Annotated in this window: 22 protein-coding genes and 1 pseudogene; 9 read left to right on the top strand and 14 right to left on the bottom strand. The window is 52.7% G+C overall.

The features are described 5' to 3' along the window. Positions 1-71 precede the first annotated feature (71 nt). The 10 genes and pseudogenes from ACL2XJ_RS16500 to ACL2XJ_RS16545 form a co-directional block, all read right to left on the bottom strand. On the bottom strand, positions 72-359 hold the full coding sequence (locus tag ACL2XJ_RS16500) for a HigA family addiction module antitoxin (RefSeq protein WP_132922530.1): 288 nt from the start codon (positions 357-359) through the stop codon (positions 72-74). After that, on the bottom strand, positions 359-574 hold the full coding sequence (locus tag ACL2XJ_RS16505; RefSeq protein ID WP_413726906.1) for a type II toxin-antitoxin system RelE/ParE family toxin: 216 nt from the start codon (positions 572-574) through the stop codon (positions 359-361). The genes ACL2XJ_RS16500 and ACL2XJ_RS16505 overlap by 1 nt, the downstream gene beginning before the upstream one ends. Beyond that, on the bottom strand, positions 570-1001 hold the full coding sequence (locus ACL2XJ_RS16510) for a DUF2442 domain-containing protein (protein ID WP_413723828.1): 432 nt from the start codon (positions 999-1001) through the stop codon (positions 570-572). Before ACL2XJ_RS16510 ends, ACL2XJ_RS16505 begins: the two co-directional genes overlap by 5 nt. Further along, positions 991-1194: a DUF4160 domain-containing protein gene (locus ACL2XJ_RS16515; RefSeq protein WP_207917827.1), complete on the bottom strand. Its 204-nt coding sequence runs from the start codon at positions 1192-1194 to the stop codon at positions 991-993. Before ACL2XJ_RS16515 ends, ACL2XJ_RS16510 begins: the two co-directional genes overlap by 11 nt. A 424-nt stretch (positions 1195-1618) precedes the next feature. Next, a pseudogene (locus ACL2XJ_RS16520) lies at positions 1619-1750 on the bottom strand (helix-turn-helix transcriptional regulator); the annotation flags it as partial. A gap of 138 nt (positions 1751-1888) precedes the next feature. Further along, on the bottom strand, positions 1889-2722 hold the full coding sequence (locus ACL2XJ_RS16525) for a metal ABC transporter permease (protein ID WP_413723829.1): 834 nt from the start codon (positions 2720-2722) through the stop codon (positions 1889-1891). Further along, the gene (locus ACL2XJ_RS16530) at positions 2704-3588 is read right to left on the bottom strand and encodes a metal ABC transporter permease (protein WP_413723830.1); all 885 of its coding nucleotides are present in this window, start codon (positions 3586-3588) and stop codon (positions 2704-2706) included. The genes ACL2XJ_RS16525 and ACL2XJ_RS16530 overlap by 19 nt, the downstream gene beginning before the upstream one ends. A 6-nt stretch (positions 3589-3594) precedes the next feature. After that, positions 3595-4428 (bottom strand): metal ABC transporter ATP-binding protein, encoded by an 834-nt coding sequence (locus ACL2XJ_RS16535; protein ID WP_132922524.1) that lies wholly within the window; start codon positions 4426-4428, stop codon positions 3595-3597. A gap of 1 nt (position 4429) precedes the next feature. Beyond that, positions 4430-5446 (bottom strand): metal ABC transporter solute-binding protein, Zn/Mn family, encoded by a 1017-nt coding sequence (locus tag ACL2XJ_RS16540; RefSeq protein WP_413723831.1) that lies wholly within the window; start codon positions 5444-5446, stop codon positions 4430-4432. A gap of 315 nt (positions 5447-5761) precedes the next feature. Further along, positions 5762-6121: a FlxA-like family protein gene (locus ACL2XJ_RS16545; RefSeq protein WP_413723832.1), complete on the bottom strand. Its 360-nt coding sequence runs from the start codon at positions 6119-6121 to the stop codon at positions 5762-5764. 990 nt (positions 6122-7111) lie between these two features. Here ACL2XJ_RS16545 and ACL2XJ_RS16550 point away from each other — a divergent pair. Continuing rightward, on the top strand, positions 7112-7423 hold the full coding sequence (locus tag ACL2XJ_RS16550; protein ID WP_132922521.1) for a hypothetical protein: 312 nt from the start codon (positions 7112-7114) through the stop codon (positions 7421-7423). 91 nt (positions 7424-7514) lie between these two features. Here ACL2XJ_RS16550 and ACL2XJ_RS16555 read toward each other — a convergent pair whose 3' ends face one another. After that, positions 7515-8261 (bottom strand): carbonic anhydrase family protein, encoded by a 747-nt coding sequence (locus ACL2XJ_RS16555; RefSeq protein WP_132922520.1) that lies wholly within the window; start codon positions 8259-8261, stop codon positions 7515-7517. Positions 8262-9052: 791 nt separating this feature from the next. Between ACL2XJ_RS16555 and ACL2XJ_RS16560 the strand changes: the two genes are divergently transcribed. Continuing rightward, complete coding sequence (locus tag ACL2XJ_RS16560) at positions 9053-9997, top strand: alpha/beta fold hydrolase (protein ID WP_413726907.1); 945 nt, start codon at positions 9053-9055, stop codon at positions 9995-9997. Positions 9998-10059: 62 nt separating this feature from the next. On the opposite strand, the gene ACL2XJ_RS16565 is transcribed toward ACL2XJ_RS16560, so the two are convergent. Next, on the bottom strand, positions 10060-11199 hold the full coding sequence (locus ACL2XJ_RS16565) for a L,D-transpeptidase family protein (protein ID WP_413723833.1): 1140 nt from the start codon (positions 11197-11199) through the stop codon (positions 10060-10062). Positions 11200-11532: 333 nt separating this feature from the next. On the opposite strand from ACL2XJ_RS16565, the gene ACL2XJ_RS16570 reads away from it, so the two are divergent. The 4 genes from ACL2XJ_RS16570 to ACL2XJ_RS16585 all read left to right on the top strand — a co-directional run bounded on the left by ACL2XJ_RS16570 (position 11533) and on the right by ACL2XJ_RS16585 (position 13725). Beyond that, positions 11533-12147 carry an alpha/beta hydrolase gene (locus tag ACL2XJ_RS16570; protein ID WP_413723834.1) on the top strand — a complete coding sequence of 205 codons (615 nt, stop codon included), beginning with the start codon at positions 11533-11535 and terminating at the stop codon, positions 12145-12147. A 137-nt stretch (positions 12148-12284) separates the two neighbouring features. Further along, a complete protein-coding gene (locus tag ACL2XJ_RS16575) occupies positions 12285-12980 on the top strand; it encodes a phosphohydrolase (protein WP_132922516.1) in 696 nt (231 codons plus the stop codon). Between the two features lie 88 nt (positions 12981-13068). Next, positions 13069-13251: a DUF2158 domain-containing protein gene (locus ACL2XJ_RS16580; protein WP_413723835.1), complete on the top strand. Its 183-nt coding sequence runs from the start codon at positions 13069-13071 to the stop codon at positions 13249-13251. Between the two features lie 297 nt (positions 13252-13548). Next, complete coding sequence (locus tag ACL2XJ_RS16585) at positions 13549-13725, top strand: hypothetical protein (RefSeq protein ID WP_165934143.1); 177 nt, start codon at positions 13549-13551, stop codon at positions 13723-13725. A 98-nt stretch (positions 13726-13823) separates the two neighbouring features. Here the strand turns inward: ACL2XJ_RS16585 and ACL2XJ_RS16590 are convergent, their stop codons facing one another. After that, positions 13824-15014 (bottom strand): beta-glucosidase, encoded by a 1191-nt coding sequence (locus ACL2XJ_RS16590; RefSeq protein WP_203522146.1) that lies wholly within the window; start codon positions 15012-15014, stop codon positions 13824-13826. A gap of 219 nt (positions 15015-15233) precedes the next feature. Between ACL2XJ_RS16590 and ACL2XJ_RS16595 the strand changes: the two genes are divergently transcribed. The 3 genes from ACL2XJ_RS16595 to mdoH all read left to right on the top strand — a co-directional run bounded on the left by ACL2XJ_RS16595 (position 15234) and on the right by mdoH (position 20378). Next, positions 15234-15749 (top strand): O-acetyl-ADP-ribose deacetylase, encoded by a 516-nt coding sequence (locus ACL2XJ_RS16595; protein WP_413723836.1) that lies wholly within the window; start codon positions 15234-15236, stop codon positions 15747-15749. Positions 15750-16300: 551 nt separating this feature from the next. Further along, positions 16301-17869: a glucan biosynthesis protein G gene (locus tag ACL2XJ_RS16600; RefSeq protein WP_243701440.1), complete on the top strand. Its 1569-nt coding sequence runs from the start codon at positions 16301-16303 to the stop codon at positions 17867-17869. After that, positions 17862-20378, top strand: a complete 2517-nt coding sequence (gene mdoH, locus ACL2XJ_RS16605; RefSeq protein WP_413723837.1) for a glucans biosynthesis glucosyltransferase MdoH — start codon at positions 17862-17864, stop codon at positions 20376-20378. The genes ACL2XJ_RS16600 and mdoH overlap by 8 nt, the downstream gene beginning before the upstream one ends. A gap of 249 nt (positions 20379-20627) precedes the next feature. Here mdoH and ACL2XJ_RS16610 read toward each other — a convergent pair whose 3' ends face one another. Further along, positions 20628-21644, bottom strand: a complete 1017-nt coding sequence (locus ACL2XJ_RS16610; protein ID WP_413723838.1) for an ABC transporter permease — start codon at positions 21642-21644, stop codon at positions 20628-20630. Positions 21645-21650 lie beyond the last annotated feature (6 nt).

Below are 21650 nucleotides of genomic sequence, written 5' to 3' on the forward strand. Positions count from 1 at the left end.
ATTGCCGCTCTGCACCTTCATCATTACCTGCGCGGCCATAAGCGCGGGGGGCGTTGGTGGAGTCGCGATCGTCAGGCAACTGCAACCAACCGGTGCAGCTTTGAGATATCAACTTCTTTTTGCGCCGCCCAAAGGCTGTAATTATCTTGAAGATTGAGCCAAAACTTTGCCGAACTACCAAGCACCGCCGAAAGTTTTAGGGCCATTTCTGGCGAAACCGCAGAATGACCGCTAACCAGACGTTGTACTGTAGAAGGGGCGACATGCAATGCTCGGGATAATTCACGAATGCCGATATTCAGATCGTCCAGGGTCTCTGCAATGATTTCACCGGGGTGCGGCGGATTGAACATAGTCATCAGTGATAATCCTCATAGTTAACGATATAGGCATTGCCATCCATAAATTCAAACGTAATGCGCCAGTTGCCCGTGACGGTTATTGACCATTGGCCTTTTCTATCCCCGGTAAGCGTATGGAGGGAATATCCCGGTCGGTCAATATCCTTGATCTCTTCCGCTGCATCGAGGACCGCCAGACGTAGGCGGAGTTTACCGGACTGCTTCGCATCAATACCCGCAGTCGATCCTTTCCACTTTTGCTTTTCTAGGCCTGCCGCCTAATTTTCCATTCGCCTTTGAAGCAGCGCTTTTTCTCTCGGAGGTTGCTGAACCGCCTTTGCGGCCCAGTTCGCGCGCCATCCATTTGCTGGTTCCGGTATAGCCATCCATTATCGCCGGGATAAAGACATCGGCGTCGATGGCGGGGAAGTAGAGCCCATTGCCCAGCGGCGTAATCTCTATGTCTTCCAGTTCCGCAGCACTAGCAGTGCTTAATCCCTGCACGATGGCTGGTGGTATGGCCAGCTCGATACCGGATGCCAACGTCACGATGACGCGTTGCGATTTGGCATCGTAGCGGGCCGCAATGGCCCGTAAAGGGCTATTCATCGTTTCCTGGCCGCGCTGTACAGCGGCATCAATTTGTAATTTAGTTGCCATGGATTTGCTCCCATGCTGACTGTAGTTGTGGCAGTTGGTTAAGAAGCTCCTTTTCGATCTCCGCCAGTTCCTTAGGTTTTACGCCAATCATTTCTCTGAGCTCAATGTTGTCTTTTAGCAAAACGAAAACAACCTGCCCGTTGGCACCGATAACATGTACATGCGGTGGTAAATGATCCATGGTGTAAATCATCACCCGCCATCCTTTAAATCTGAAAATTGTTGGCATGGGCAACATAAACCTAAACGTTTAGGTTATTTTAGACGGCATTTTGTCAGATTGCAATGCGTTGGGGAGGCCGTTGATAGAGTCTAAGGTGATGACTACCGCAACCGCATAGGCACCAATTAACCCGCCATCATGATTTGTAAACGGCTGATTTTACACAATTATTTTATTTTGTTATTGTGCTGAGGGTTTTTAAAATCCCTCGGCTTTATGGCTGTACGGGTTCAAGTCCCGTCCCGGTGCCAACCAATAATTCATAATAAAAACAAAGTGATAGGAGTAACATTGATGCCGTCGAGAGACGGTTTTTTTATGCCAGTTTTTCGCCATTCCTAAGAAAGCATCCTAAGATGTTTTCCGCACCGCGCATAATCATTAATATATTCTGACCGCCCACCAAACGTTGTACTGTAAAAGGGGCGACATGCAATGCTCGGGATAACTCACGAATGCCGATATTCAAATCGTCCAGGGTCTCTGCAACGATTTCACCGGGGTGCGGCGGATTGAACATCGTCATCAGTGATAATCCTTATAGTTAACGATATAGGCGTTGCCGTCCATAACTGACAGACGTAAGCGAAGTTTACCAGAATGCTTCGCATCGATTTGTGCTTTAGTCGCCGGATGCACTCCCATGCTGTTGTTATGGAGTTGTTCAACAAGCTCCTGTTCGATCTGCGCAAGTTACCGCACGTCTCCTCGACTGGGTGTTGGTATGCCTCCAGACGCGGCCTAGACCATAAAATATTGCACCTAAACCGCCGACAAAAAAACCAACCGGCCAGTTTGTCAAATAGGAGAGGGCGATGGCGGTCCACACGGTGACCAGCGAAAGGACGACCGAGAGTAGGGTTGCCCGCAACGGACTGTCCGTCAGGGTCCGCGCGACGGCAGCCGGCCCGACCATCAGGCTGAATACCAATAGTGCACCCACTACCGGCAATGAGAGCGCCGTGGCAAGCGCCAAGATCGTCAGGAACCAGAGCTCCATGCGCCGTGAACTCACCCCTTGGACTTCAGCCAGCTCGGGGGATATAGAGCAGAGTAATAACGGGCGAAAAAATACCGCGGCAATCGCAACCGAAAGGGAGCCAATGGCCGCAACGGGGAGTATCTCGGTTGTGCTGACGCCGAGGACTTCGCCGAACAGCAAGGCATAGACTTGCTGTGAATACTGTTTGCACATGCTCAAAAAAAGCGTTCCAAGGGCGAGCAGCATCACCAGGGAAAGCGCCGTTGCGACCTCATGGCGACCCAGACGACTGAGCTGGCTTATCCCGATGACACCGAGTCCGGCAAATGCAATCAGGCCAAAGAGCGTATTCACCCCGAGCAGACTTGCCAGCGCGGCTCCGGGAAATGTACCCAAGGGCAAGGTATGAGCAGCGAAAGAGGAGCTTCGTATCACGACAAAAAAGCCGACAAAACCGGCCACTGCCGCCACAAGAGTGGCGACAATCCAGGTATTGATCATAATACTTGAGAACATGAGCCGGCCTCCCTTAGCCACTGAATCCACCCTGTTACGATATACAATACAAAAATGAGCAAAACGATAAAAAAGCTCACCGGCCAACCGTGGCCGGGGGTCCAATAAAAGCTGTCATATGCCAGGAAAATGCCGCCCCAGGTGGTTATAAGGCCTATCGATGCAGCGAGTATCAGTGCCTGGCCAGGTCTCTTCACCAGACGTAGGGCGATCGCCGCCGGACCGATCAATAGCGCGGTGGATAAAACCGCACCAACCGTCATAGCGGAAAGCGCCACTGCCAGCGCCAATATCAGAAGATGAAGCAAACCAATCAAACGCACCCGAATGCCGCTTACAAGCGCAAGTTCGCTATCCAGAGAACAAAGAAGCAACGGGCGATAAAGTAGCGCGACCATAAACAACGCGCCAAAACCGATGATCAGGGCAAGAGGGATAATGGATGGGGGAATGGTAAACATCGATCCGAACATGACGCTGACCGCCGCTCCGGTTGTGCTGTGGGTGATGACGTCAAAATAGAGAAATAGCGCTGATAGGCCAAGTCCCGCGCCTAATATGATTCCGGTTATCAGGTCCCGTTCCCGGGCCCGACGAATGCCGATAAATTCTATTCCTGCCGCCGCTAGCAGCGCCAAGCCAAGGAATCCGGCAAGCGGATTGATCCCCAGCAGAAAGGACAGCGATCCACCCGCGCTGCTGATGTCGGCAAGCGCATGGCCTGCGAACGACTGGCCGCGGATAACGGTAAATACGCCAATCACGCCTGACACCACGGCGGCGCCGCCGCCGATGATCGCCGCCGTACGGACGGGGTCACTTGAAAAGATACCGGCTTCAACAACTGCATGTAAAAGAGAAGACATGATTGATTAGATGATCCCGGGGTTATGTATTAGATTCGATTCAACGGTACGTTGGCCGTCAGTAACGGCTGTGGCCGCGATGACCAAAATCCTTCCGCTCACCCGGATGACATCAATGTGGTAGCCATAGAGTTTACTTAACACCTCCGTTCGTACGACGTCTTCGGTATTCCCGCTTACGGCCCGTCCATTGGCCAGGTATACGATGCGATCCATGACTGAAAGCAAAGGATTCATGTCATGGGCGGAAAGTAAAAGCGTCACGTTATGCTCGACGGATAACCGGCGTAACAGCGACACAATTTCGGCAACGCTGCCCATATCGAGATTGGCCAGCGGTTCATCCAATAATAAAAGACGAGGCTGTCGTATCAACGCATGGGCAATCAGTACGCGTTGCTGTTGGCCGCCCGACAGGCTGCCGACACGTTTGTCGGCAAAACTCGCCGCACCGACCGCGTTGAGCATCTCATCCACTTTATTGCTGCGTTCTTTGGACGAAAAGGGGAAACCGAGCCGATGGCCATCAAGACCAAGAGCAATCAGATCTCTCGCACGCAGCGGAACTTCAGGGTCAAACAGAATTTTTTGCGGTACATAGCCCACCGAGGTATGACCGGAGCGACCGGAGGCGTCATTGATAATGATGCTTCCCTGGTTAAGCGCTTGAAAGCCCAGGATAGTCCGCAGCAGCGTGGTTTTACCGGAACCATTGGCGCCGATGAGTCCGCAAAATTCACCTGCTTTAAGGGAGAAGCACACCTGCTGAAGCACCGTACGCCCGGAAAATGAAACGCTCGCGTTATTCACCACGAGCAATTCGCCCTCTTTGCCCGCCATTTTATTGGCCCGCCTTCAGAGCCTCGGTTGAGACATTGTCGGTTACTGCTTTGTTCAAGGCGTTAATTTCGGCCAACATCCAGGATTGGTAGTGATATCCCGGCGTCGGCATGGTTTCGTAAACACCGACAACGGGAATACTATTTTGTTTGGCTAAAGAGAGGAACGATTGGGTTAACGGATCCGTAACCTGCTGGTTATAAACGAATACCTTAACCTTATGGTCATTGAAAAGTGCGTTTTGCGCCGTGATGTCCTGAGGCGACGGATCGGTGCCATTCATGACAGCCGCCTCAAGATTGAACGGCGTCGCAATATTGGCGCCGGCCGCTTTGAGCAAATAATCTGCCACCGGCTCGGTGACGGCGACAGAGGTATCTCCATGGTCTTTTTTGAACGCGGCAACGGCGTTTGTCCATGGCGTAAGCGAAGCATCAAATTTTTTCAGATTGGCCTGGAAATAGGCAGCCTGCGTCGGCATCAGGGATGAGAGGTCGGCGGCGATTGCTTTAGCCACCGCCGGCATCGTCGTCGGGTTGTACCATAAATGGGGATTGGGGGTATTGTCTGGTAGGCCAAGAAGCTGCTGGACATCAATAACCTTTCTATCGGGATTTGGCGCGGCGGCGATGATTTTGTCAGTCCACGAATCATAGCCGATGCCGTTTTTGACGATCAAATCGGTATGGGCGATATTTGCCGCTATCTGGGGGCTGGCTTCAAAGGTATGGGGATCGGTATTGGGATCTGTTTCGATCGCCGTGACCTGAGCGTATTTGCCGCCAATCTGGGAAATGACATCGGCATATTCATTTTCAACGCCAATGGCCTTGACGGTCCCGGTTATCGCGGCAAAGGCGCCGCCGCTAGGTATCATGGACAAAAGCAACACGGTCCATAGCCCCTTTAACGCGGTTTTCCCGGTGTCTTTCTTAACCGAGCAGGCTCGTTGACTGCTTAAGGAAGCATTATGGACGCGGGACATGGAGCGCTGTGAAAAAAAATCTATTAATTTCATTATAGTAACCTATGCATGATTTATGGGGTAATGTTATGGGATTGGTTTAATTGATATGTTATAACATTACTTATTGGATTATTATAGATTTTGTTATGTTTTTTTTTGCACCTATAAGCAGAGCAGCGACTGGAGTAGAGAGATAAGCGATTTGATATATTCAATGAAATGATATTTGAGGGGAGCCCTAGGTAAAAAGCGCCGTGGTTATCTTAGCTGGGGGAGACCATACAGATTGCAGGTAAACAAGAGGGGAGGTTTGGTTATCATGTCGGCACTCCTTTGCCGGCGCGGTAGTGGATAGGCAAAAAACGTTTAAACGTAAATATCAATTTGATTGCTGCTGCTGTTGCCGTCATTGCTGCTGCTGCTGCTGCTGCTGCTGCTGCTTGTGCTTGTGCTGCTGTTTTGTACGGAGGCAGCAGGCTGAGCGGTGTTGCTCTGCTCTGCTTGCTGCTGCAGGGCGCTCACTTGGGCTTCCAGCATTTTGATTTGTCCCTCGATAAGCTGCGCCTGTTCCTGTTTTTGATCGGCGGGCAGACTGGATTCGGCCAACGTGGACAACTGCTTTGTTAGTTTGGCGATCTGCTTCTCGATATTACTGATTTGGGAAGAGGCATTACTGCCGCCGCCTGAAGACACCGGTAGCACGGATGTGGAAATTGTATTGGACAAGGCCGCTCTCCTGTTTGAAGGTATTTACATGTTATCGGCAGGCTGATGTTTCGCTTCAGGGGGGAAACGTAAAGGAATAGCAAAGGAATGGTAAAAAACGGGTGAATGGCACAGGCAATACAGATAATCATTCGCTACAAAAAGCGAGCACGGTAGCGATACAGGCAATGGACTTTTGGTGATGAGCGCGGGCATTAATTGCCATTTTACGAACATGGCGGAAATACCCCACGGCGACAACCAAGCCTGCATTACCAAGACGTTATGATCGTCCTTTCTAACGTCTGATGGACGGCTATGTTAAATAAGAGTTAAATCCAGAGGTGTGAAGTCCATTATAAAATCAAACGTTAAGCCTTAAATAATAATACATTACCAAAACATTTTGACTAATACGCAACCGAACACAATGCCGGCAAACGCTAACGCCCAGCAAAATTTCAACAACATCAAATCAGTTTTCGCTACATTTTCCATGATAATTCCCTCAACTATATTGTGATATTGGTCACTATTTTATGGGGAAATTGCCTCCATAAAGTGTGATTAACATCACATTTAAATGATTTGTCATACAAAATTATGAGATGAACGCCTGTCTGTTCAAAAGACACTCAGGTACGCCTGTAAGCGATATAAAAACGAGTACGCAGTCATTAGGAAAGAGTACGGGGTTTAATGATTGCTGGCACATTATTGCACTCGAATTATTTATTTCATCTGAGATTACCGATACATCAAAGATGTCTTGTTCAAGTTCTGCCGGTGGATAGCTGCCATGAAACGGGCAAATAAAAACGTAGCTAACCCAGCATAACGATCGGTTATAACGCCTTGATTAATTCAAACCCGTCATTCCGCTGATATATGCAAATGCAATCGACTTTTACGGACCTTTACCGTTCCTGTTAAAAAACAGACATTCAGTGGCTATATTTTTGATAAAAAAAAGCCGACACTTCTTCTGATTATCCTCATAGGATGGCATCAGTGAAATTAGAAAAATTCTACTCTATTCCCGGCAATCATGATGTTACCGCCAAGGTCACCATTTTTTTTACCGGTTTTATTTACATTGAATTGATCGGTTTGCATTGCCAGCTGCGGGCCCATGCCGATGAGCTTGAATGCCGGTTATTTACCGATGCGGATCGGCATAATGAAATGGAACTGAAGTGTTGCGCAAAAAAAAGCAGCGTGCCTTTGTGGAAACTGCACCTGTTCCAGCAGGACGCAGCGGAATTGATGTCATTGATCCAGTGGCGGGAGCATACCCTTAATTATTTTAAACAGGAGGGTTAACGTTTGCCTGGGCTTGAAAATGATGAAAAGTCAACAGCCCGTAAGGGCTGATGACTTGGAAAATCGGCCGGAATAAGATGTCTGGGCTTGCTTACTCAGTAAAAAACTCTACTTTCCCCGCGGCCAGATCATACATGGAACCGACAATTTTTAGTTTGCCGTCGGATTCCAGTTTATTGAGAATATCGCTTTTCCTGATCTCATCCATGGTTAATTTGACATTGGTCCTGGCGACGGCGTCGACAAACTCGTCGTTACTGCTGGTCCTTTCTTTGGTATATTCCGTTTTATCAATGGCCGGCTTGATTTTATCCAGCAAGCCGGTTAGATGTCCCAGTTGAACGTTATCAATCGCTCCCTTGACAGCGCCGCAGGCCGTATGCCCCATAACCAGGATAACTTTGGCCCCCGCGGCGGCACAGGCGAACTCAAGGCTGCCGAGAATATCATCGTTGGCGATATTGCCGGCAATGCGGCTGTTAAAGGCCTCGCCTATGCCGGTATCGAGAATGATCTCCGCGGGCGCGCGGGAGTCGATGCAGCTCAGGATAACGGCAGAGGGGAATTGGCCTGCGGCGCTGCTGCGTTTTTGCGCCAGGTAGTTATGCTGATGAGCCTTGCCGCTATGAAAACGGATGTTTCCCTGCTTCAGTCCCTCGATGATTTCATCGGGCGTCAACTTATCCCTGGCTTCTCTGGTCATCGCCGCCGCATAAGAAAGGGAAGGTATACCGACACTCATGACACCGGCGATGCCTAAAATGGAGAGTCCGGCTGCCCGCTTTATTAAAGTGCGCCGCGTAGGTTCTGATGATGGCAATGTGTCTTTATACATCATTTACTCCAGTGGTTAGAATAAATTCTAACAGCTCGATGATATTAGAGTTGATGGTGGATTATTGTTTCGCTGCGCAAAATTTATAACGCTTCGGCATTCTAAGAGAAGAAGGGGCGCGATAATGTGATAAATGTAGTTATTTCATCATGGCGTTTATATTTTTGGCTATTGCTGGGGAGATAGTTTGATATTTGGAATCAGTATCACGCATATTGATTAATAAGGGTTATTCAATAGTTTGGTAATATTTATCCCTCTGATAATGAAGATTATTTAACATTAAAAAATATATTCTTTGCTAAAAAGTGTATCATGTAAAAATATTAAATATTGACGCGCAGGGTAGCTTATATAAGTCTTGTTGATGTTATAAATGAACATATGACTTATGTGAAGTATTGTATCTTTTGGCCCCTGTCAGGATATGGGGTTTTGTAGGCGTGATTCTTATGAATAAAGCTGATTATTATGAGTGTTATTTGAGCAGTTATTACCGTATTTATGGCTAATTGGGCCGGTGAAAATGGCGCATTGATTAACTTGGCGGGGTGCCGCGTCAGAAAAAAGTAAAAATGAAGGTTTGATCCGGTATCCGTTTACCCTTAATCTTATTAGGCATTCATTACGATAGCCGCTTTTTCTCGCCGGCGGGTGAAGAGATAGCGGGGCGTCCTAGCGGTTGCCCTTTCTTTAGCGGCTGGTCAGTTAATTCGAAAGGTCGAATCATGTCTCGTTTTGTCAAATACCTGCTTATCGCCATCACCTGTTTTTTAGGTTCGTTCCAAACGGCCATGGCGGCAACGCCGCTATACGGTCCGCAGCTACAGGGATTTACCTATCCGTATCCGTTGCACCATTATTCTTTCACTTCCCAAGGTACCCCCTTGGCGATGGGGTATATGGACGTTGCGCCCCAGGGGGGCGCCAACGGTAAGACCGCGGTGCTGTTGCACGGAAAGAATTTTTGCGCGGCCACCTGGGAGGATACCATCAAGGCATTGACCCAGCAGGGCTACCGGGTGATTGCCCCGGATCAGATTGGCTTTTGTACCTCCAGCAAGCCCGATCATTATCAATACAGTTTTCAGCAGTTGGCCGCCAATACCAATGCCTTGCTGCGTAGCCTGGGTATTGCCAAGGCAATGGTGGTGGGGCATTCTACCGGCGGCATGCTGGCGACGCGCTATGCGTTGATGTACCCCGCCGAGGTGCAAAGATTGGTGCTGGTGAATCCAATCGGACTGGAGGATTGGAAAGCCCTGGGCGTTCCTTACCGTACCCCCGATCAATGGTATGAGCGTGAACTCAAGACCTCTGCCGCGGGTATTCGTCAATATGAACTTACCACATATTATGTCGGGCGCTGGAAACCGGCCTATGACCGTTGGGTGGATATGTTGGCCGGCTTGAATCAGGGGCCGGGGCATAAACTTGTGGCCTGGAATTCGGCGCTGATTTACGACATGATTTTTACCCAGCCGGTGGTTTATGAATTCAAGGATTTGCAGGTGCCGACGACCTTGATAATCGGTACGGCGGATACTACCGCCATAGGCAGCGATATTGCGCCTGCGTCGGTAAAAGCGGCGCTGGGGCATTATGACCGGCTCGGCAAAGAGACGGTGAAACGAATTCCCGGCGGGGAATTAATAGAGTTCGCGGGATTGGGACATGCACCGCAGATGGAAGAGCCGGAGCGGTTCAATCAAACCCTTTTGCGGGTGCTGGACCGATAAGCAAGGGTTGCCGCGATAAAGGCGGAAACCCTTATGGGATTCCCGCCTTTGGGCATTATAGCTTAATTGGAGCTGCCGGAAGGCGCCTGTACCGGCTGCGCCCCGCCGTCAGTAGCCGGCGCCTGTGGTGCCGTCGGCTGCGCGGTGCCGTCGGCGGCTGGAGCCGGTTGTGGTACGTCGCCCGCGGGCTGGGGTGCGGTCTGCGTTGAATCCGGCGCGGCGGCCGGTGCATTGGCCGGAGCGCTTGCCGGCAAGACTGCCGGAGCGTTGCTGTCCGGCGCGGTGACATTTACCGGTATACCGGAGCGGTTCTGCAGCGCCATGTTAACCACATTCTGGTTAACCATCTGATCCACCAATATTTTACTTACGCTAGCCGGAAGCGTAATTGGTACCGGCTCGTTGGATGTGAATTGTTCTTCGGTGGAGGACAACGGGTTATGCACTTCCAGATAACGGGAACCATCCGGCTCAATGGTGGCTTTAACCGGTTCGTCGATAAACTGTACCCGGGTGCCCACCGGAACGTGATCAAACAGATACTTGATATCGTCGGCGCGCAAACGGACGCAACCGTGGCTCACCCGTAAACCAATACCGAAATTGGCATTGGTGCCGTGAATGGCGAATAACCGGCCGACATACATCGCATACAGTCCCATCGGATTATCCGGGCCCGCCGGAAATACGCTTGGCAGGCTTTTGCCTTCAGCCGCATATTCCGCATGCATCGCCTTGGTGGGGGTCCAGGTCGGCCCGGCCTGTTTACGTTGTACCGTGGTCAGCCAGTTCACCGGGGTATCCTTGCCCAGTTGTCCGATGCCGATGGGCAATACCACCACGGTCTTGGTTCCCTTCGGGTAATAGTACAGGCGCATCTCGGCGCTGTTTACCACAATGCCTTCATGGGGCGTATCGGGCAGGATCAACTGATGAGGTATAATCAGCTTGCTGCCGGGGGTCGGCAGGTACGGGTCGACCCCGGGGTTGGCCTCCAGCATATTGCTCAGGCCCATTTGATACTGTGCGGCAAAATGCTCCAGCGGCAATTTACTGTCCTGGGGAATTTCCACTTCCAGATTTTGCCCAATCAGCCGGCTGTTGTTGTCGGCAGGCAATGGGTATACCACGGCAAAGGCGGAGTGACTGAACGCAGCCACGGCCAATATTGCCGTACAGATAGCACGCATATTCATTTTCATAGTTGTCAGATGTTATCGCCACACAAGCAGTAATTAGGTTTTCGATTCCAGATCGATGATGACCGGATGGGCATTATATGTGCACAGCGGCCAAAGTGGGAAATAATATGTGTAACTTAGGGTTTGACGCAATGGTTATATGTTTTTTCGGATGATAATTTGTCCATATGGCGGGCGCGAAACAGCCGACATTGAAAATCCGCCGCCGGCAAGCGGATAATGGCAGGGCAAAGTGAAAGAGAATGACGGCGCGCTGAACCTGAAGGGTAGGGTGCAGGCCGGTTCGGAGCGCCCCTAAGGGAGCGGATTGTTCATGATGGAGAATGAGGATAAATGAAACGAAGCCTGATTATTTTCTTGCACGGCGTCGGCAGCAACGGCGACAGTCTGGCGCCGCTGGGTGAGATTTGGCGACACAGCCTGCCGGATACGCTATTTGCCGCCCCCAACGCGCCGATGCCGTTTGATATGGGACCCGCTTATCAATGGTTCAGCGTTTACGGCGTGACCCCGGAAAACCGGACGCAGCGGGTTTTGGCCGCCAGGCTGGCCTTCGACGGGCTCATTGCCCGGATAATGGCGGAGCAGGGCATGGCCGGCCATCCCGAACGGGTGGTATTGGTGGGGTTTTCCCAAGGTTCGATCATGGCTTTGGATGCCATCGCTTCGGGACGTTGGCCGGTTGCCGCCGTGGTGGCCTTTTCCGGGCGGTTATCATCGCCGCTGCCTTTGATGCCGGCCGCCGCCACGCCGGTACTGTTGATTCATGGCGCGGATGATCAGGTTATCCCTGCCTGGGAAACCGAGCATGCCGGGAAAGCCCTGCAAGAAACGGGCGTGGCGGCGACCACCTTCATCTTGCCCCGTGTGGGCCATGAAATTTCCGCTGAAGGCGTGGCGCTGGCGGGACAATTTATTTCCCGGACGCTTGCCGCAGTTGCAAAATGAAACGGTTAATAAGCTTGAAGACCGGCGCGGGTTGTGTCTTAGTAAGTCGAGGGAAGGAAACGTTGGGTGTAACAAATAATTAACAATTATCGGCAAGAATACTATTATAAGAAATATATCGCAGGCAGGAGGTAAATATGGGATTAGAGGAATGGGAAGCACGCTTCAAAGCTTATTTGGAACAGCATTTCCCCCAGGATGACAAAGCGCACGATCTCGCCCATTTCAGCCGTGTCTGGCATACCGCTCAAAAAATTATGCATTTGACCCGGGCCGATGAATTAACCGTGCTGACAGCCTGTTATTTTCATGACGTGGTCAACCTGCCGAAAAACCATCCCGAACGTCATTTGGCCTCCGCCAAGGCGGCAAAAAAGACACAGAGTATCCTGGCCGAGAGTTTTGCGGATTTTCCGGTGGCGAAATATCCCGCGGTGGCTCATGCCATTGAAGCGCACAGCTTTAGCGCCGGCATTCCGCCCCGGACGCTGGAAGCGAAAATAGTCCAGGATGCCGACCGGCTGGAATCTTTAGGCGCCATAGGGCTGGCCAGGGTATTTCACGTTTCGGGACAACTGGGCCGCGGTCTGTTCAATGTGGAGGATCCCTTGGCTCTTCATCGGCCGCTGGATGATCTCAAATACACCTTTGATCATTTTCAAACCAAGCTTTTGACCCTTGCCGATACCATGCAAACCGAAATGGGTCGCCAGATGGCAGCCTATAATATCGATTATCTGGTGACTTTTATGAGCAAGCTTTGCGCTGAGCTCAAAGGGGAGTATTACCAGTTGGATACAGAAACCCTGGAGCGCTTTCAAATCAAACGTTAGCCTTTATTGACGCGCGTACCCGACGATTATAGGCTTAAAATAGCAACTGGCAGCGGGCCTATCCCGACGCGGAAATGGGGAGTGATTCATGACATTTGAAACCGGTGATGTGGTTCAGCCTTTGAAGGGCGGACCGGCAATGAGTGTGATAAAAGTTGAAAACGGTATCGTCTATTGCGGCATGATGGATTCCGGTGAGGAAAACGCGAAACAGTTCAAAGCCGAAGAACTCTCCTTATACCAGGAAGATGGGGATTTCGGCGTCTGTTAGCCCACCTGAGGGGGCCCCCTTGCAAAGCCCCCTCGATTCGCATATTTTATAAGCGGATTCTTTGCCTCCCGGCAGGGAATTCTTTCGATGTATATCTTATAATCTGTTAATTCTTAAGCATATTAGTGATAAAAAGCCGTCAATCCCGTCGCGAAAAAGATTACCGTGAGACCCTGAATGATGCGCAGTTTGCGATAGCGGTGCTTGCCATTGCCTCAGGGACGCTCATCAGTTTTATCATATTAGCGACACTGTGGTTTGTGTGATGATCACGTCGATAATAAGGAAGGATTGGACATGGAAAACAGCAAACTTGATGATACAAAACTGCTTGCAATAATCGGTTTGTTAATATCAGTCTTGATAACCGTATCGGTGCTGTTCGGTATCGCCTATTTTTATGATATTCGGCACAGCAACAGCGTTGATACCGGTGCTTGTTATAGCAAAACCGGCGGGGTCCAGAATTTATAAATAAAGCAGTGAAGCCTGGACTTTCCGCCCCTCCGGCAACGGGTGCCGGAGGGGCGGATGCTGTATCGGGCATTCTCGCAAAAGCCTTTCCCGTCTTTTCACGCCGGCATGGCGCGCTGGTCAGGGAGGGGATCCTCCAGCAGCCCTTTGAGCCGTATTTGCTGACTGTGTATTTCCAGCGCCAGAGGCTCGAATAATGAACGGCACCCATTGACGTCCTGCATGCCGAGCAGACCGAACGGCAAATGTTTATCGCCGCTCCAGCTGCGATAATCCGCCACCGGATAGATACAAATGCCTTCAACGGCAATGTTTGTTTGCATTGCCAGAACGGTTTGCTCAAATATATAGCGCATCCAGGGAACCCGCATATCGTTTTCCGCACCGGTCTCGGCGATAAGGATCGGCCGCAGGTAACGCTTATGGACTTCCTCCAGGATAGCCGCAAAGGGCCGGTAATGGATGTCATCCACGGCGATGACCTCCCCTCTGAAGAACCACTGGTTGGCCGGACGGTAGCTGATTCCGACAATATCAAGATAATGAGGGCCGCCGCCAAGCTCGGGGCAAAGCCGGCCGCTCAGCATATCCCAGACTTCAAACTGCGCCATGCGGAGTTCTTCCGCGGCGGGCTCCAGCTCCGGTTTGTCTTCCGGTGCGTTGATATGCACCACGGGTTCGGGTTGCACGAACCGGGCGGTGTCGTCCACCGCGCGGATAGCGTCCATGGCGGCAAGGGTGGCGCGTACCAACTGCTGCTTGAGCACTTTGCCTTTATTTGAAGCCATGGGCTGGATATGCGCCATTTCGCCGCCGGCCCATGCCAGGAAGGAAATGGAATTTATCGGCGTATAACAGGGGCGGCGGATGCCCTCGTTACGCACCTTTGCGGCCACGGCGCCGGCGAAACGCGCAAAATGCTCCACGAAGGACGGTTGCCAGATATCGAGGTGATCCGGCCAGCCGTAATGGCATAGATCCCAGATGACCTGGACATTATTGGCCTGGGCGGCATGCAGCGTGGGCAGGAAACTGGACCAGTCGTATTGGCCGGGGGTTTCCTCAATCAGATGCCAGCGCAGTCCGTCCCGCACGGTAACCATTTGTTGTTCCGCCAACTGGGCGTAATCCTTGCCCGCCAGCATTTCATGGCCGCTGGAGTGGATCAGATCAAGCCGGCGACCGTCGCCGCGCACTTCGGTGGAGCAGGCGAATCCGCCCTGGAAAAAGCTTTGAAATAGTGTCGGATGGTACATGGGTGATATCCCATGTTCGATTTGATCTTGCATTGGGCTTCCCCCTTCCCGAGACAGTTTTGCCTGACCGGGTCAATCTGCTTATCATGTAAGATTAGACAGGTGACAGCTAAAACGTTTCCGGATATGGCGCGCTTTGCGATCTTTATTGCAAACTTAGCTCACCAGAGAACCGCAAAACGCCCGATGAGTCAACTTTTGTCCGCTGCCGGCGAAGTGTACAAATCCGTGCGGACAAACAGGGGGATAACGATGCCAGCAAGAATGGACGTTATGGTGGGGGATATTACCGAATTGTCCGCCGACGCTATCGTTAATGCCGCCAACAGCGCGCTGATGGGCGGCGGTGGGGTGGACGGGGCGATACATCGGGCGGCGGGGCCCGTGCTGGCGCAGGCCTGCGCCGAAATTCGCCGGCGGCAGGGAGGATGCCCGGTTGGCACCGCGGTACTGACCGTCGGGGGAAATTTACCCGCCGGGGCCGTGATCCATACCGTCGGACCGGTCTGGCAAGGCGGCGGCAGTAATGAAGCCGAGCTGCTGCGGCAGGCCTATCACAGCAGCCTGGCCATCGCCCGCGATAAACAAATGCACCTGGTGGCTTTCCCGAATATCAGTACCGGCGTCTACGGTTTCCCCAAAGAGCTGGCCGCCGATATCGCTATCGCCGCGGTGGGTGAATTCCTGGCGCGGTACAGCTGGCCGGAAAGGGTTATTTTTGTCTGCTTTGACCGGGAAAATGCCCGGCTCTACCAAGCCAGGTTGTGATGGTCCCACCGATGTAAATCGCCGCCGGGGATAATTGACAACCATGGTTTTTCCGGATGTCGGCGGCGCTATTTTTGAATCTGCGCTTATTTGCGCGCATACTCTTTTGCGCCTGAGATTATTATAAATCGGCCTGCCGACTGGAGGATGGGAACGATTATAATGTAATAAGATTTTTCCTATAATCGCCGTTAATTAATTTTGGCGCACGTTTTGTTTCGGCCGTCCTGGCGGGTCCGCCGGGCTGTGGCACGGCAAAATGGCCGTCGCGGGGTCTTTTAACCCGGCTTTTATAATAACTTCCTGCTTAATGTTAAAAATGATTAACCCCCCGTGGATGGCTCAGGTAAAATCAGCGGGCGGTTCTGATTGTTGGAATGTGCTGTTTTAGACTATCTTTTACCGGTAGATGCGCTTGTTTTCTGATCGTTGATTAAACACTGTGCCGGTAAGAATATTGTGAGGAACCATCGTTGTATCACGCTGTCGGAAAAGTGATTTATCAATTAAAATTGCTTTAAATGATCAAGAGCACACGCATAGGGGGGGATGTGCCAACTAATAAATTTTTCGTCAAGTTACCCAAAGCGAGTCTCCGTTTGCTGGGAGCGACGTTATTGTTATCGTTATACGCTTTGCCTTCATGGGCATTTTCTATTGACGATGTGGCTAAACAAGCGCAGGAACTGGCCGGTAAAGGTTACGAGGCGCCCAAAAGCAATTTGCCTTCGCAATTTCGCGAAATGAAATTTGCCGATTATCAGCAAATTCAATTCAATCATGATAAGGCATACTGGCACGATCAGCCTACCCCCTTCAAACTGGAGTTCTATCATCAGGGGATGTATTTCGACACGCCGGTGAGAATCAATGAAGTCACCAGCTCCGCCGTGACTGAAATCAAATATTCGCCGGATCTGTTCACTTTTGGTTCGGTCAACCACGATCCCGATTTGGTCAAGAATCTCGGGTTCGCCGGTTTTAAAATCCTTTATCCCATCAATAAAGCTGACAAGAGCGACGAAATCGTCAGTATGCTGGGAGCCAGTTATTTTCGGGTGATTGGCAAGGGACAGGTATACGGCCTTTCCGCACGCGGTCTGGCCATTGATACCGCCCTGCCGTCCGGAGAAGAGTTCCCGCGTTTTCGCGAATTCTGGATTGAGCGGCCGCAGCAGAACGACAAGCATCTGGTGCTGTATGCGCTGCTCGACTCGCCGCGGGCCACCGGCGCTTATCGCTTTGTCATCTATCCGGGGCGTGATACCAGCGTGGACGTGCAGGCCAGGGTATTCCTGCGCGATAAAGTGGGCAAACTGGGTCTGGCGCCATTAACCAGCATGTATTTGTTCGGCCCTAACCAGCCTTCCACCACCATGAACTTCCGCCCGGCGCTGCATGATTCCGACGGACTTTCGATCCATGCCGGCAACGGCGAGTGGATTTGGCGTCCGCTGAATAATCCCAAGCATCTTTCCGTCAGTACCTTCCAGGTGGAAAACCCCCGCGGTTTCGGTTTGCTGCAGCGCGGCCGGTCGTTCTCCCAATACCAGGATCTGGACGACCGCTATGATTTGAGGCCCAGCGCCTGGATTGAACCCAAGGGCGATTGGGGTAAAGGCCATGTTGAACTGGTGGAGATACCCACCGCCGATGAAACCAACGACAATATCGTGGCGTTCTGGACGCCGGAAAAACTCCCGGATACCGGTAAACCTTTCGACCTCGCTTACCGGCTGCACTTTACCCGCGATGAAGACAAAATACATTCACCGGAATTTGCCTACGTTCAGCAGACATTGCGCTCCGCCGGAGATGTAAAGCAGTCCAATCTTATTCGCCAGCCGGACGGCACTACCGCCTTCGTGGTGGATTTCGTCGGACCGTCCCTGAAGGCGCTTGACGAGAATACGCCGGTGGCTTCCCAGTTGAGCGTTGGCAATAATGCCGACGTGGTGGAAAACAATGTCCGCTATAATCCGGTAACGCATGGCTGGCGTCTGACGCTGCGTTTGCGCGTGAAAGATGAAAAGCAGCCTACCGAAATGCGCGCCGCGCTGACCAGCGGCGACAAGACATTGACTGAAACCTGGAGCTATTTGCTACCTGCCAATGAATAAATCAACCGAACCCAGCCTCGATTATATCGAGGCTTTACCTCTCTCTCCCGAGCAGAAGAGTTCGCTGCGCGCCAAGTTGCCGGGGGAGGGCAGTTCGTCCCTTGCATCGTTGCATGCCGATATCGGCAGCATCACGCCCGGCACGACGCCCAATGAAGACAATGCCGCCTTGGATTCGGTGAAGTCGCGGTTGAACATGGCCTGGCCGGTCACCGAAACCTGCAAGGAGCTGCTGGTGGAGGATGGCCTCGGCCGTACAGCCATCAAGGCGATGCCCACCATTACCCGTACGCCGATGTTTCCGGAGCCCTGGCTGACCAACCCCGTTTCCCGTTTCTGGAATGCGTTGCGCGGTCATACCCCCCCTCCGCGCCATAAGGGGGAAGCGGCCGCGCGCGAGGACGGCAACTGGCGCCGGGTGGGAACCATGCGCCGGTACGTTTTGTTGATTCTGACGCTGTTTCAAACCGCCGTTGCCACCTGGTATATGAAAACCATCCTGCCATACCAGGGCTGGGCGCTGATTGACCCGATGGATATGCTGCATCAGGACTGGCTGCAATCGGTTTTGCAACTCTTGCCCTATGTTTTGCAAAGCGGCATCCTGATTCTGTTCGCCATACTGTTTTGCTGGGTTTCGGCCGGGTTCTGGACGGCCCTGATGGGTTTTCTCCAGTTGCTTATCGGCCATGATAAATACAGCATCTCCGCCAGCACCACCGGTGATGAACCCCTGAATCCGCAGCACCGCACCGCGCTCATCATGCCCATATGCAATGAGGACGTTGAGCGGGTTTTCGCCGGACTGCGCGCCACCTATGAATCGGTGGAAGCCACGGGGCAAATTGAACATTTCGACTTTTACATCCTGAGCGACAGCTATAACGCCGATATCGCCGTGGCCGAGCAAAAGGCCTGGATGGAGATCTGCCAGGAAACCGGCGGATGCGGCAGAATTTTTTATCGCCGCCGCCGCCGCCGGGTAAAACGTAAAAGCGGCAATATCGATGATTTCTGCCGCCGCTGGGGTAAACAGTACAGTTATATGGTGATCCTGGATGCCGACAGCGTCATGAGCGGCTTTTGCCTCACCAACCTGGTCCGGCTCATGGAAGCCAACCCCACCGCCGGAATTATCCAGAGCGCGCCGAAGGCCTCCGGCATGGATACGCTTTATGCCCGCTGCCAACAGTTCGCCACCCGCGTCTACGGACCCTTGTTTACCGCCGGTCTGCATTACTGGCAATTGGGGGAATCCCATTACTGGGGTCATAACGCCATTATCCGGGTCGATCCCTTTATCAAACACTGCGCCCTGGCGCCGTTGCCCGGCGATGGTTCATTTGCCGGCTCGATTTTATCCCATGATTTCGTGGAGGCGGCATTAATGCGCCGGGCGGGATGGGGCGTGTGGATAGCCTATGATTTGCCGGGCAGTTACGAAGAGCTGCCCCCCAATCTGCTGGATGAGCTCAAGCGCGACCGGCGCTGGTGCCAGGGCAATTTAATGAACTTCCGGCTGTTTCTGGTCAAAGGCATGCATCCGGTGCATCGGGCGGTATTCCTGACGGGGGTCATGTCGTATTTGTCCGCGCCGCTGTGGTTTATGTTCCTGGCCCTGTCTACCGCACTGCAGGTAGTGCATACCCTGATGGAGCCGCAGTACTTCCTGCAGCCCCGCCAGCTCTTCCCCGTTTGGCCGCAATGGCGGCCGGAGCTGGCGGTGGCGCTGTTCTCCACCACCATGGTATTGCTGTTCTTGCCGAAGTTGCTCAGCGTGATCCTGATTTGTGCCAAAGGGGCGAAACAGTACGGCGGAGTCGTTATCCTGTTCTGCTCAATGCTGCTGGAGATGCTGTTTTCCGTGCTGCTGGCGCCGGTTCGCATGCTGTTTCACACTATCTTCGTGGTCAGCGCGTTTCTCGGCTGGTCGGTGCAATGGAATTCGCCGCAGCGGGATGACGACGCGACGCCCTGGGGCGAATCTTTCACGCGCCACGGTTCGCAAATGCTGCTGGGGCTGGTCTGGGCCGGCGGCATGGCCTGGCTGGATCTGCGTTTCCTGTGGTGGCTGTCGCCTATCGTCTTTTCGTTAATCCTTTCGCCGATGGTGTCGGTTTTCTCCAGCCGTGCCAATCTCGGGTTGGCCTGCAAACGCGTCAGCCTGTTCTTGATTCCCGAAGAGTACTCACCGCCGAAAGAGCTGGTGGATACGGAGAACTATTTGCAGCGCAATCGGGCGCGGGCGCTGTTGGACGGGTTCCGCCATGCGGTTATGGATCCGGCCTATAATGCCCTGGCCACCGGCATGGCCACCGCGCGCCACGGTGTCAGCCAGGCTATCGAGGTCAATCGCGAAGAGCACATTCAGGCGGCGCTGCAACGCGGCCCGCGTGGCCTGACTCCTCCTGACCGGCTATCTATTTTAAGCGATCCGGTTATCCTCTCCCGTCTGCACCTGCGGTTATGGTCTCAGCCGCAGGCTTGGCCGGCCTGGGATAAAAAATAGCCGATGGCTGTCTGAACCACCCGCAAAGGTGGTTTGAGCTTGTTGATAAAGTGTTCGGTCGGGGCAGGCTGCCAGATCGTAAACACGCCGTGAATACCTCCCTGTAGGCTCGATCCGCGCCATCCCTGGCGCGGACGGTTTACTCTTCTGGCAACCTGCCCGGCCTTATTGACTTCGAGTGCCTTTGTCAGCAGTCTGAACCACCCGCAAGGGTGGTTTTGTTTATTGGTGTGTATTGCGAGGCATCCCTCAGGATGCTCTCTTTTTGCGCGCCAGAAAACGCTGCGTCAGTATGGGCAGCGATATCACCGTGATAAGCATCGCGCCGACAATAATCGACATCACAATGCCCGGCACGTTCAGCAGGCTCAGTCCAAAGGTGACCAACCCCATAAGGAACGCCGCGATAATCACGCCGGTCATGCTGCCGGATCCCCCCAGGACATTCACCCCGCCCAAAACCACCATGGTTATCACGCTGAGTTCCCAGCCCAGCGCCAGGGTGGGACGGGTGCTGCCCAGGCGCGAGGTCAGCAATACCGCCGCCAGACCCGACATGACGCCCACCATAATGAACAAGATCAGGTTATGGCGTTTCACGTTGATGCCGGAATAATAGGCGGCGACGGGATTGTTGCCGATGGCGTAGGTCCGCCGGCCAAAATTGGTTTTATGCAGCAAAAAGTAAAACAGGACGGCCAATAGGATGAATAGGGCGAATTCGAACGACAGGGCGCCGAAGACATACCCCTGGCCGAAGAAGGCGAAGCTGGCCGGGTAATGGTTGATGGATTGATCCCCCAGCAGCACATAGGTGATGCCGCGGAACAGGCTCATGGTACCGATGGTGATCACGATGGACGATAAATTCAACCGGGTCACCAGCAAGCCGTTGATCAGGCCGCACAGCAGGCCGACCCCCAGTCCGACGCAGACCAATACCGGGGTTCCCATCCCGGCCTGGGCGCAAAAGCCCATGATGGTTGAGCTCAGCGCCATGGTGGAAGCCACTGACAGGTCTATTTCCCGGGCGATAATCAGCATCGCCATCGGTAACACTATCATGGCCTTCTCGGTGAAATTAAAGGTCGCGTCCGACAGGTTCCAAAGATTTAAAAAATAGGGCGAAGCCGTGGCGTTAACGGCAAACACCACCACGGTCACCGCCAGTAAAAAACCTTCCCAGCACAGCAGGCGCCGAGACCAGGGGATGTTATGCAGCGGAACCGGCTCCGGATGCGAGTGAGAAAGCAGCGTCTTGTTCATAGTGAA

Source organism: Sodalis sp. RH16, from assembly GCF_047324245.1.
In the GTDB taxonomy this organism is placed as follows: domain Bacteria; phylum Pseudomonadota; class Gammaproteobacteria; order Enterobacterales; family Enterobacteriaceae; genus Acerihabitans; species Acerihabitans ligni.